The organism is Acidovorax sp. GW821-FHT11A03 (assembly GCF_058809075.1).
In genome coordinates this window covers 561979-573576 of the sequence record NZ_JBXASG010000002.1, presented here as the reverse complement: position 1 = coordinate 573576, position 11598 = coordinate 561979, and the positions used below count along the sequence as shown (strand labels likewise).

The 11598-nt window shown below is 69.7% G+C and carries 11 protein-coding genes; 6 read left to right on the top strand and 5 right to left on the bottom strand.

What is annotated here, in order from left to right; translation table 11 throughout:
* Positions 1-193: 193 nt before the first annotated feature.
* Together AC1RVY_RS06395 and AC1RVY_RS06390 are read left to right on the top strand one after the other, a co-directional pair.
* Entirely contained in the window at positions 194-1195 is a 1002-nt protein-coding gene (locus tag AC1RVY_RS06395; protein ID WP_369641244.1) for a LuxR C-terminal-related transcriptional regulator, read from the top strand.
* 167 nt (positions 1196-1362) lie between these two features.
* Positions 1363-3000: a tannase/feruloyl esterase family alpha/beta hydrolase gene (locus AC1RVY_RS06390; RefSeq protein ID WP_492805829.1), complete on the top strand. Its 1638-nt coding sequence runs from the start codon at positions 1363-1365 to the stop codon at positions 2998-3000.
* 113 nt (positions 3001-3113) lie between these two features.
* On the opposite strand, the gene AC1RVY_RS06385 is transcribed toward AC1RVY_RS06390, so the two are convergent.
* Positions 3114-3494 carry a tautomerase family protein gene (locus AC1RVY_RS06385; protein ID WP_218341397.1) on the bottom strand — a complete coding sequence of 127 codons (381 nt, stop codon included), beginning with the start codon at positions 3492-3494 and terminating at the stop codon, positions 3114-3116.
* 95 nt (positions 3495-3589) lie between these two features.
* Between AC1RVY_RS06385 and AC1RVY_RS06380 the strand changes: the two genes are divergently transcribed.
* A complete protein-coding gene (locus AC1RVY_RS06380) occupies positions 3590-4447 on the top strand; it encodes a LysR family transcriptional regulator (protein ID WP_218341398.1) in 858 nt (285 codons plus the stop codon).
* A 27-nt stretch (positions 4448-4474) separates the two neighbouring features.
* On the opposite strand, the gene AC1RVY_RS06375 is transcribed toward AC1RVY_RS06380, so the two are convergent.
* Together AC1RVY_RS06375 and AC1RVY_RS06370 are read right to left on the bottom strand one after the other, a co-directional pair.
* Entirely contained in the window at positions 4475-5038 is a 564-nt protein-coding gene (locus AC1RVY_RS06375) for a DUF922 domain-containing Zn-dependent protease (protein WP_492805827.1), read from the bottom strand.
* Positions 5039-5091: 53 nt separating this feature from the next.
* Positions 5092-6726, bottom strand: a complete 1635-nt coding sequence (locus tag AC1RVY_RS06370; protein WP_218297273.1) for a wax ester/triacylglycerol synthase family O-acyltransferase — start codon at positions 6724-6726, stop codon at positions 5092-5094.
* A gap of 163 nt (positions 6727-6889) precedes the next feature.
* On the opposite strand from AC1RVY_RS06370, the gene AC1RVY_RS06365 reads away from it, so the two are divergent.
* Positions 6890-7144 (top strand): acyl-CoA-binding protein, encoded by a 255-nt coding sequence (locus AC1RVY_RS06365; protein WP_218297272.1) that lies wholly within the window; start codon positions 6890-6892, stop codon positions 7142-7144.
* 179 nt (positions 7145-7323) lie between these two features.
* On the opposite strand, the gene AC1RVY_RS06360 is transcribed toward AC1RVY_RS06365, so the two are convergent.
* Both AC1RVY_RS06360 and AC1RVY_RS06355 read right to left on the bottom strand, forming a co-directional pair.
* A complete protein-coding gene (locus tag AC1RVY_RS06360; protein WP_492805826.1) occupies positions 7324-8553 on the bottom strand; it encodes a CaiB/BaiF CoA transferase family protein in 1230 nt (409 codons plus the stop codon).
* Entirely contained in the window at positions 8546-9478 is a 933-nt protein-coding gene (locus tag AC1RVY_RS06355; RefSeq protein WP_492805824.1) for a hydroxymethylglutaryl-CoA lyase, read from the bottom strand. The genes AC1RVY_RS06360 and AC1RVY_RS06355 overlap by 8 nt, the downstream gene beginning before the upstream one ends.
* A 159-nt stretch (positions 9479-9637) precedes the next feature.
* Here AC1RVY_RS06355 and AC1RVY_RS06350 point away from each other — a divergent pair, with 159 nt between their 5' ends.
* Together AC1RVY_RS06350 and ocd are read left to right on the top strand one after the other, a co-directional pair.
* Positions 9638-10366, top strand: a complete 729-nt coding sequence (locus AC1RVY_RS06350; protein ID WP_369641251.1) for an IclR family transcriptional regulator — start codon at positions 9638-9640, stop codon at positions 10364-10366.
* Between the two features lie 159 nt (positions 10367-10525).
* On the top strand, positions 10526-11587 hold the full coding sequence (gene ocd, locus AC1RVY_RS06345) for an ornithine cyclodeaminase (RefSeq protein WP_218297268.1): 1062 nt from the start codon (positions 10526-10528) through the stop codon (positions 11585-11587).
* Positions 11588-11598: the final 11 nt, after the last annotated feature.

Genomic DNA, 11598 nt, shown 5'->3' with positions numbered 1-11598 from the left:
GCATTTGCGCCGGCGCGGGCTGCAGCCGCGTAGCGGGCTGCGCACGCACCTGCCGCCGCCTCGGGGGGGGCTTGGGGTGGCGGCCCGTGCGTGGCCGCTACCATCGCCTGAAAAAACAGGAGACTGGCGCCATGGCCCACGCAGACGACGCGCTTCGCGCAGCGCAAGACGCCCCGGCGGTATGCCGATGAGCATGCCCCCTTCCGCAACGGGCGGGCGCGGCCCCGCCGATGCCTTGCGGGCGCTCAGCCGCAGCCTGCTCGCGCTGGCGCGGGGGGCGCAGCAAGCGCCGCCGCAGGACATGCTGCACCAGGCCTTGCAGACGCTGCGGGAGCTGGTCCCCTTCGACGCGGCCTGGTGGGGCGAGGTGTCGGCCGGCGATGTGCACACCGGTCCGCGCAACTGGCTGCATGGCAGCATCGGCCTGAGCCAGAGCTTTGCGCAGGAATGGAACGAACTGTCCGCGGTGGACGAGTTCGCGCGCCAGTCCATGACCCGGCTGGGCGTGGTGATCCGCGAGCGCGATGTGGTGGGCGATATCGTGGAACACCCCGAGGTGGTGGCGTTCAGCCAGCGCCATGGCCTGTACCACTGCATGGCGCTCACCGCCGAGCTGCCCCACAGCGGACTGATGTTTTTTGTCTCGGTGTACCGCCCGCAGGCGCGTTCGGAATTCACCGACGAAGAGACCGTGTTGTTTGGCGAATTTGTGGTGCATCTGCTGCAGCACTGGCACCACGTGCTGCAGCGGCTGCAGAGCGAGTCCGCCAGCCGTCCCTGGGACAGCTTTGCGCTGGCGGAGCCCTCGGGAGAGCTGCTGTTTGCGGGCCTGCGCATCAGCATGGCGCTGGGCGAGGCGTGCCCCGGCTGGACGGGAACCCGCGTGCCGCTGGAGGTTCTGCAGGCCCTGCCACGTGCTCCCTGCAGCCTGTTGGTGGGCAAGTCCTGCCGCTTGCGGCTCGAACCCTGCGGTCCGCTGGTGGCTGTCAGCATGGCATCGCGCCACCAGAAGTCCCCACTGGCCCCGCGCGAGCTGAGCGCCGCCATGCTCTACGCCCAGGGGCGTTCCCACAAGGACATCGCCGCCACCCTGGGGCTCACCCCCGCCACCGTGCGCACCTACCTGCGCACCGCCTACGCCGTGCTGGGGGTGAACAACAAGCTGGCGCTGGTGGCGGCGCTGCGCAACGGGTAGCCAGGCCTGCTCGGTAGTTTCCCGGGCCCTCTGCATTTGCAGGGGCTGCAAGGGTGCCTTCTTTTCCTATCGTCCCCACCGGAGCCACAAGGGCTGCGGTGGCGGCCGTCCTGCTGCTGCTGCCAGTGCCTGGGCTCCTGAAAACCACCATCACTGGAGACTCCCGCATGTTCCCGATTCCATTCCTTGCCGGCGTGGCACCCCATCGCCGCGTCCACCACCGTGCCTCCCCGGGGCGGTGGGCCGCCTGCACCCTGACTGCCCTTGCCGCCGTGGCGCTGACGGCCTGCGGCGGCGGCGGCGATGCCCCCGCGCCCCTGGCCAGCAGGCCCCTGGCCGAGGCCTGCGCCGCCTACACCTCCACCGCCTTGCCCCATGGCGCCAAGGTCACGCGCACCGAGTTGCGCAAGGCCGAGGGCACGCTCCCGGACGCCTGCATCGTGCGCGGCCAGATCGTGTCCTCGCCCGAGTCGACGATCAACTGGGCGGTGGAGCTGCCCACACTGGCGCAGTGGAACGGCAAGACGCTGACGATTGGCGGCGGTGGGTTCGACGGGTTCATTCCGACCGATGACCCGTGGTACCAGCAGCTCGTGGGTCCATCGGCCAATCCCTATGTGAAGATCAGTTCCGACTCTGGCCACCAGGTGCGCGGCTTTGCCTGGGGCAACAGCGATGTGGCGTTGCGCAACCATGCGTTCGATGCCAACCACTTCGTGCTGGAGATTGGCACCACCATCGCCACGGAGTTCTACGGCAAGCGCCCCGTGCGGCGCTACCACATGGGCCACTCCAACGGCGGGCGCTCGGGTCTGATCTCCACGCAGAAGTACCCCAAGGACTACGACGGCGTGGTGGCCATGGAGCCCGCCATCAGCCAGCAGGCGCACCAGGTCAACCTGGGCCCCACGGTGCTGCGCCACATCTTCAAGAGCCGCGAGAACTGGATGAGCCCGGCCAAGATCGCGCTGTATGCCAAGGCCGAGACGGCCGCGTGTGATGGTCTCGATGGCCTGAAGGACGGCATCATCGGCAACGTCGAGGCATGCAACTACGTGCCCACCGATCTGCTGTGCCAGGGCGCCGACAACGACAGCTGCCTGACGGCCGGCCAGATCGAATCCATCCGCCTCATCTACAGCGACCACAAGACGCCCGTGACCCTGTCGCGCGGTGCCGTGGGCTATCCGCGCTACGGCCGGGGCGGCGCGTCCACCTCGGACTGGCAGTCGTACATGTTCGGTACCAGTTTTGAGAACCCCGACTCGTTCAACCACATGGCCGTGACGGAAGCCGCGCGCCTGGTGGAAGGCAACCCCAACGCCAGCATCCTGACGCACGACCCGACCCAGTACCAGGCGAAATATCTGCGGCTGGCCGAGATGATCGACGGTACCGACCCGGACATCTCCGCCTTTGCCGACAACGGTGGCAAGCTGCTGATCTGGTATGGCCTGGGCGACACCTGCGTGTCGGTGTACCGCACGGCGGAATACTTCGACACGGTGAAGCAGCGCCTGGGCGCGAGCAAGGTGCAGGGCTTTGCGCGCATGGTCACCTCGCCTTCCAACGGGCATGACCTGGACGGGGCGGGCACCGAGCCGCGTTCCATCGACCTGCTCGCTGCCATGGACGCCTGGGTGGAAAAAGGCGCGGCCCCCGACAAGCTGGTGGCAACGAAATTTGCCCCCGGCACCAGCACCCCCCTGGCCCAGCGCCCGGTGTGCGAGTACCCCCAGTTCCCGCGCTACAACGGCATGGGCGACCCCGCCAAGGCCGAGAGCTTTACCTGCTCGGCGTCCTGAACGCGGCGGGCCGCCATGGCGGCCCGTTCACCCCGCCCGGCGGCTGGTTCGCAGGTGCCGTGCCGACCCGCCTTCACCGCCGCCCACGGCACGCAGCGCCGTGGAAGGGATGGCTACGCGTACTGCGCCAGGCCATGCCCGAAGGACCAGTTCTCCTTGGCGACCTCCACGATGTTCACGAACACATCCTCGGGCCTGAGGCCCGGGCTTTCCCCGAGCAGCTGCGCGATGCGCGCAAACAGCGCCTTCTTCTGCTCCAGAGTGCGCGTGTTGTTGGCGGTGATCTGGATGAACACCACGTCGTCGCTGCGCACCACGCCCAGGTAGGTGGGGCTGTAGCGGAAGTTCGCGGCCTCGTGCTCGGTGATGGTCATGAACTGGTCGTCCTCGGGCACGTTGAAGGTTTCGCGCAGGGCGCGGTACAGCGTGTCGAAGATCGCCTGGCGGTAGGCCGCGGGCTTCCCGGCGCGCATGGCAATGTGGATGAGGGGCATCGCAAGATCCTTTTTGAACAACAAAAGAAGAAGCTGGCGAAATGCTATCCATATGAATATGCTATGGATATCTATTTCAGAAATATCAAATTCAAATGGTTGAGCGATCCCTGGACCTCGATGCCGTCGAGGCCTTCGTGCGCATTGCCGAGCTGGGCAGCTTCACGCGCGCCGCCGAGGCCATGGGCACGGCGCAGGCCGCGATGAGCCTCAAGCTCCAGCGGCTGGAGGCCCGCCTGGGCTGCCGGCTCATCGAGCGCACGCCCCGGCATGTGCAGCTGTCTGCGCGGGGCGCCGCCTTTCTGGAACACGCCCGTGAACTCCTGGCCGTGCACGACCGCGCGCTCGCCACGTTCGCCCAGGCGCGCCAGCGCCTGACCATCGGCATCAGCGACCACGTGGCCGGGCCCGAGCTGCCCGCGCTGATCGCCCGCATGAACGCGCAGGACCCGCAGCTCCTGATCGAGATCCGCATCGGCTCGTCCGGCGACCTGCTGCAAGCCTACGACCGGCGCGAGCTGGATGCGGTGCTGGCCCGCATGCACGTGGGCCGCAGCGACGGCGAGCTGCTGGCCGAAGAGCAGTTCGGCTGGCTCGCGGCCCCCGGCTGGCAGCACCGCGCGGGCGAACCCCTGCCCCTGGCCACGCTGGCCGAGCCCTGTGGCGTGCGCGCGATGGCGGGGCGGTCGCTGGATGCCGCCGGCATGGCCTGGGCCGAGGTGTTTGTGGGCGGCGGCGTGGCGGCGGTGGCCGCGGCCGTGATGGCCGGGCTGGGGGTGGCGGCGCTGGCCCCGCGCATGCTGCCCCTGGGCGCGGTGGACGTCGGCACGCGCCTTGCGCTGCCCGCACTGCCCCGCCTGCCCGTGCTGCTGCACACCCGCATCAGGGACGGCCGCCCGCGCGACGCCCTGGCGGCGCTGTCCGCGGCTTTCCGCAGCGCGGTGCGGGGCTAGCCTGGCCGAGGCCGGGCGATGATCCGCTCACTCCAGCCTGGCGCCTTGCGATGCGCCGTGGCGCGTGTCGTGGTCGTATTGCTTCTCGCGCTCGGCGTGTTCGCGCAGCAGGCGGTGGCCCAGCGCGTTGGCCTGGCGCTCCAGCGTGGCGCAGTCCGGCGCGGCGGGCAGCTGCGCAATGCCCTGGTCGATGGCGCGGGCGGCGTCGCGCCCGAACTGCACATGGCCTTGCTCGTGGCGTGACAGGGCCGGCAGATAGCGGTCGAACAGCGCCCGCTGCGCCGGCGTGGCGCGCCGCAGCTCGGGCAGCTGCACCTCGGTGCGCAGCCGTGTGGTGACCTCGGTGATGCGGCATTCGCCCGACGAGGCCTCGCGCCCCCAGCGGAAGGTCCAGCGCACGTTCCAGCGGGTGTGGCCGTGAAAGCGCTGCCCGTCCGTGACGATGGGCGTGGCCGCGTTCAGCGCCTGGCGCAGCGTGTCCCCAGGCTCCGCATGCACGGCGTACGGGCGCTCGGCATGCTCCTCGCGCACGGCGGCCTGCGCCAGGGGCACAGCGGCCCACAGCGCCGCCAGCAGTGCGGCTGCCTTCATCCGCGGCCGCCGTGCCAGGGCCGCCAGGCCGCGCAGCGTCACAGGGTGCCGCTTCATTCGCCCCAGGGCAGCATCAGCGTGAGCAGCGAGAGCTGGTCGAACTCGGGCGCGAACGCGTCGATGATGCGCTGCGGCTCGGGGCACAGCGTGGTGTCGGTGATCACGCCGAACTGCACGCCGCCGCCATAGCTCAGGATGGAAACCCCCAGGCCGATGTCCCCCGACTGCGGCACCCAGAACATGCACTGCGTGACGCGCGCGCCGCACAGCGTGAGCTGCTCCTTGGGCCCCGGCACATTGGTCATGACCGCCGTGGTCTTGCGGCCGAACAGGTTGAGCAGCGCGTCCTGCGCGGGCTTGATCATCAGGCCCGCCACGGCGAGCATCGCGAACGCGAGGATGGGCTGGGTGCTGCCCTTGAGCGCATTCATGCGCTTGCGCACCTCGTACACGCGCTCCACCGGGTTGGCCATGCCGATGGGCAGCACCAGCGGCACCAGGCCGAAGCGGTTTCCCAGCTTCCAGGCCTCTTCCATGGGGCGCAGGTTCACGGGGATCATGGCGCGGATCTCCTGCCCCGTGGGGTCGTCGCCCTGGCTGCGCAGGTAGCCGCCGATGGCGCCGGCCACGCAGGACAGCAGCACGTCGTTGATCGAGCAGTTGAGCGCCTTGCCGATGGCCTTGACCTCCTCCAGCGGGATGGGCGGGCACCACGCCACGCGCTTGGCCTGGCCGGGCTGGCCCTTCAGGCGCGTGGGTGAATCGTCGGGCATCAGCGCCAGGGCGGCCGCGTCGCTCACCAGCTGGTAGGCCACGCGCGCCATGTCCAGGGTGCCCGACAGGCCGTTCTGCATCGCCTTCTCGGGGTCGCCCAGCATCTGCAGCGACCTGGCCGCGCTGTCGCCGGCCATATCGAGCGCTTTCACGGTCATGCCGGTGAAAGGCTTGATGAGCGTGTCGGCGATCCAGTCCTCTGCCGTGGCGGCCTCCTTGTCCGCACGGGACTTGCGCCTGGGGGGCTCGGCACCGCCATCGACCAGCGACATGGTCACCGAGATCAGCGCGATGCCGTCCGCGATGCAGTGGTGGATGCGCACCACGAGGGCGCTGCCGGGCTGGCCGTCGTCGCCCACGAAGTCCTCGATCAGGTGCATCTGCCACAGCGGGCGGCGCGCGTCCAGCGGCTGCATGGCCAGCTCGCCCACGCGGTCCTGCAGGGCGCGCTGCATGCTCTGTCCGGGGGTGCGGGGCAGCGTCTCGCGCAGCACATGGGCGGCGATGTCGAACTGGCGGTCTTCCACCCAGGTGGCCCCGGCCGCGTCCTCCACCACGCGCTGGCGAAAGCGCGGGTACTGCAGCAGGCGCTGCTGCACGCGCTCGCACAGCGCGTCCCAGCCGATGCCGGGCGAGAGCGTCCACACGCCGTTGATCATCATCAGGTTGCTGGCCGAGTCCATGCGCAGCCAGGCCGTGTCGACCTTGCTCATGCGTTCGCCCGAGAGGCCCAGCATGCCGGTGGCGGCACGCCGCACGTTCTTTTGCACCACGCCGGCGGCCTTGCGCGCGGCGGGCGGAAGGGCCTGGGCCGCGCGGCGGGCCACGTCGGGGGCCTGGGCGCGCACCTTGCGCAGGGGGCTGGCGGCGCCTTCGGTGGCCGGGGCGCGGGGGGCTGGGATGCGGGTCACCATCAGATGTACACCTGTTGTGGTTGTTTTTGGGGGCTTGCCTCTATGGATGGCACCGCTTGGCGCGGTGCGCAGCCCGTAAGATACAACGCAGCAAACCCTTGCCGACACCGTTCTTTCCCTCCCCCTTCCCCTTCTTTCGTTTTCCATCCAAGGAGCAACCGACATGGCCGACCTGAACGCCACCTTCGAAGCCGCCGTAGCCAATTCCAAGAACCTCAGCGAGCGCCCCGACAACGCCACGCTGCTCAAGATCTACGCGCTGTACAAGCAGGCCACCGCCGGCGACAACACCGAGAAGAAGCCCAGCTTCTCCGACATGGTGGGCCGTGCCAAATGGGACGCGTGGGAAAAGCTCAAGGGCACTGAAGCGGATGCCGCCAAGCAGCAATATGTCGACCTGATCACGTCACTCCAGTAGCCCCCTGAGGGGCTGCGCGCCTTCCCCCTCAGGGGGGACACGCCACCGGTGGCCCGGCAAAGCCGGTTCCACGGTGACACTGGTCTGGGCCCTGCCCCTTGGTGGGCGGGCTGGCGGAGTCAAAAACAAGCGGCCTCGGCCGCTTGTTTTTTGGCAGGTCCTCAGCAACCAGAGAAAAATCAGGCGCTACCGCTTGCTGGGTAAGCGCCAAGTGCTTCAATTTTTATAGCGTCGTAACCCAGCTCGGCCAGCAGCTCCGCATTGTGCTCACCCACCCGGGGCGGCGAGAGGCGCACGCCGGGGCGCTGGCCGTCCATGGCCAGCGGCAGCAGCACCGTCTGGGTGGCGCGGCCGTCGGGCAGGGTCATGGGGGCGAGGGCGCCGGTGGCGTTCAGGTGCGAGTCGGTGAGCAGGTCCTCTGGCCGCGTGATGGGCGCAAAGGGCAGGGCGTGGCGCTCGAACACGTCGGCCAGGTGCGCGGCGCTGTAGGGCGCGAGCCGCTCGCGCAGCAGCGGCATCATCCAGGCGCGTTCGCGCACGCGGTCGTTGTTGCTGGCCAGGCGCGGGTCGGCCTTCAGGTCGGCAAAGCCGAAGGCATCGCAGAACACCGCCCAGGCGCCATCGCTCACCACGGCCAGGAAGATCTGCTCGCCGTCCTTCACCTGGAACACGTCGTAGATCGCCCAGGCCGAGATGCGCGCGGGCATGGGGGCGGCAGGCTGGCCGGTGACGGCGAACTGCATGATGTGCTGCGCGACGAGGAACACGTTGTTCTCGAACAGCGCGCTCTGCACCTCCTGGCCGCGCCCGGTCTTCTCGCGCTGTGCGAGCGCGGCCATGGCGCCGATCGCGCCGAACATGCCGCCCATGATGTCGTTCACGCTGGTGCCCGCGCGCAGCGGGTCGCCGGGCCGGCCGGTCATGTAGGCCAGGCCGCCCATCATCTGCACCACTTCATCCAGGGCGGTGCGGTGGTCGTACGGGCCGGGTAGAAAGCCCTTGTGGCTCACGTAGATGAGGCGCGGGTTCAGGGCCTTCAGGCTCGCGTAGTCCAGTCCCAGCTTCTGCATGGTGCCGGGCTTGAAGTTCTCGCTCACGATGTCGGCCGTCGCGATCAGGCGCAGCACGGCCTCCTTGCCCTCGGGGGTTTCCAGGTCCAGCGCCAGGCTCTTCTTGTTGCGGTTGAACAGCGGGAAGAATCCCGCGCCCGAGCCGCGCAGCTTGCGCGTGGCATCGCCCTCGCGGCCATGGCCGATGGGCTCGACCTTGATGACCTCGGCCCCCAGGTCGGCCAGCACCAGGCCGCAGGTGGGGCCCATGACCATGTGGGTGAACTCCACCACGCGGATGCCGGTGTAGGGCAGGGCGGTCCGGCCGCCGCCTGGGGCGCTCTCGTTGTTTTCAGGCATGTGGTGTCTCCTGGGTCCAGCCCTTGGGCAGGCCCGCTTCGGGCGTCATCCCGTAGACCGGTTCGCCGGGCAGCCCCGCCTGCAGCGGCACGCGGGCCGCGAAGAGCTTGTGCAGGTCCACACCCGTGGATAGACCCATGGCCTCGAACATGAACACCAGGTCTTCGGTGACCACGTTGCCGGAGGCTCCGGGCGCATAGGGGCAGCCGCCCAGGCCGCCCAGCGATGCGTCGAAGGTGCGCACGCCCACGTCGTATGCGGCCAGGCAGTTGGCCAGGCCCAGGCCGCGCGTGTTGTGCATGTGGGCCGCGCCCGCGCGCGGGCCGATCTCGCTGCGCAGCCGCGTGAACAGGCGGCGCACCTGCGCGGGGTTGGCCATGCCGGTGGTGTCCGACAGGCCGACCTCGTCCACGCCCGCCGCCACGCAACTGGCGGCCAGGCGGATCACGTCGTCCTCGGGCACCTCGCCCTGCAGCGTGCAGCCGAACGCGGTGGAAATGCCCACTTCCACCAGCACCTGTGGCGCGGTCTCGGCGCGCAGGCGGGTGATGGCGTGCAGCTCGTCCACCATGGCGTCCGGGCTCTTGCGCACGTTGGCCAGTGAATGCGCCGCGCTGGCCGACACGGGCAGCGTGATCTTGTGCACGCCGCTGGCCAGCGCGGCCTCCGCGCCGCGCAGGTTGGGCACCAGGGCCATCACGGTGATGCCGGGGTGGGTGAGCGCGTGGCGCACCACCTCGGCCACGTCGGCCATCTGCGGCAGCAGCCGCGCGGGCACGAAGGAGCCGACTTCAATTTCGCGCAGGCCCGCCGCCACGAGCGCGTCGATCCAGCGCAGCTTGTACTGCGTGGGCATGGTGGCTTTCACGGACTGCAGGCCGTCGCGCGGGCCTACTTCGCTGATGAGGATGTCGGGGACGGGCATGGGCGGATTCCTGCGGGGCTGGCCGAGCGCCGGGGCTTGACGCTGCGGAGGGTTGTCGTTCTAATAGATGGAACGAAGTTCTTTCTATTGAAATGATTGACGGTTTGCGCTTTCGCGTCAAGCCCCCGCCCCTGCGTCCTGTTTCCACCCCGCGCCCGCATGCCCCGCAAATCCGCCCATGAATCCCTGGCCGATGCCGATGCCGCCCCGGGCGGCGTGGCGGCCGTGGACCGCGCGCTCACGCTGCTGGGTGCGTTCCGGCAGGGCGACGGTGCCCTGCCGCTCGCGGAACTGGCCGCGCGCACGCAGCTGCACAAGAGCACGGCGCTGCGCCTGCTCGCATCGCTGGAGCATGCACGGTGGGTGCAGCGGCTCGCGGACGGCCGCTACGCCCTGGGCCCCGAGGTGGCGCGGCTGTATGCGCTGTACGCCGCCGCGTTCTCCCTCGACCGGGTGGTGCTGCCGGTGCTGCGCGATCTGGTGGCCGCGACGGGCGAAAGCGCGGCCTACCACGTGCGCCAGGGGGACGTGCGCCTGTGCCAGTTCCGGGTGGATTCGCCACACCCCGTGCGCGACCACATCCGCGCGGGCGATCTGCTGCCGCTCGAGCGCGGCACGGGCGGGCGGGTGCTGGTGGCGTTCGATCCGGCGCCCGGGCGCGTGCTGGGCGCGCGGGACCGCGCGCTGCATGCGCGCATCCGGGCCGATGGCTATGCCGCCAGCGTGGGCGACCGGCTCGACGAGGTCGCCGGAATCTCGGCACCGGTGTTCCATGCCGATGGCAGCCTGGCGGCGGCGGTCACGCTGACCATGCCCGCGCACCGCTATGACGAGCGCTACGTGAAGCCGGTGCTGGAGGCGGCACGCCGCCTGAACGGGCAGGTGTAGCCAGAAGAGGCTGAGACAGAGGTGGTGCGCGGGATTGGGCAGAAGGGCAGTTTGCGCTGCCGTTTCGCCAACCCGGCCTGCAATATGCGGCAGTTCTGGCGATTCACATTGCTGCGGCGCTCCGGGAAACTTGTCCCATCCCTTACGGAGACAAGCACCATGCGTTCCCAGAACACCTTCACCACCCTGTACCTCAGCGCGCCCGATGTCATCGACCTGGTGCGCCGCAAGGGCATCGAGGCCTGCCTGCGCGGCATCGCCGACAACATCCATGCCGATTTCCTGCGCTGGCAGGCGTTCGACAAGTCGGCGCGCGTGGCCAGCCATTCGCGGGACGGCGTGATCGAGCTCATGCCCATCGCCGACGGGGAGACGTATGCCTTCAAGTACGTCAACGGCCACCCGCGCAACACCCGGCTGGGCCTGTCGACCGTGATGGCGTTCGGCGTGCTGGCCGACGTGGCCACGGGGGCGCCCCTGCTGCTGAGCGAGCTCACTCTCACCACGGCGCTGCGCACGGCCGCCATGTCGGCGGTGGCCGCACGTGCCCTGGCACGCCCCGGCGCGCGCACCATGGCGCTCATCGGCAACGGTGCGCAAAGCGAGTTCCAGGCGCTGGCGTTCCACCACCTGCTGGGCGTCGACACGCTGCGGCTGTTCGACACCGACCCGGCCGCCACCGCCAAGCTGCAGGCCAACCTGCAGGGCGGCGGCCTGCGCACCGTGGCCTGCGCCAGCGCGGCCGAGGCCGTGCGCGGCGCCGACATCGTGACCACGGTGACGGCCGACAAGACCAACGCCACCATCCTCACGCCGGACATGCTGGCGCCCGGCATGCACATCAATGCGGTGGGCGGCGACTGCCCCGGCAAGACGGAGCTGCATGCCGACGTGTTGCGCCAGGCGCAGGTGTTCGTCGAATATGCGCCGCAGACGCGCATCGAGGGCGATATCCAGCAACTGCCGTCCGACTTCGCGGTGACCGAGTTGTGGGAGGTGCTGGCGGGCCGCCTGCCGGGCCGCGGCAGCGATGCGCAGGTGACCGTGTTCGACTCGGTGGGCTTCGCGCTGGAGGATTTTTCCGCGCTGCGGTTCATGCGCCATGCCGCGGCCGAACTGGGGGTGGGCCAGCCGATCGAACTCATCCCCGAACTGTCCGACCCCAAGAACCTGTTTGGCGTGCTGCACGCGCGCGGCCCCTTGCTGCGCGCGGCGGCCTGAGGACGTGCCCG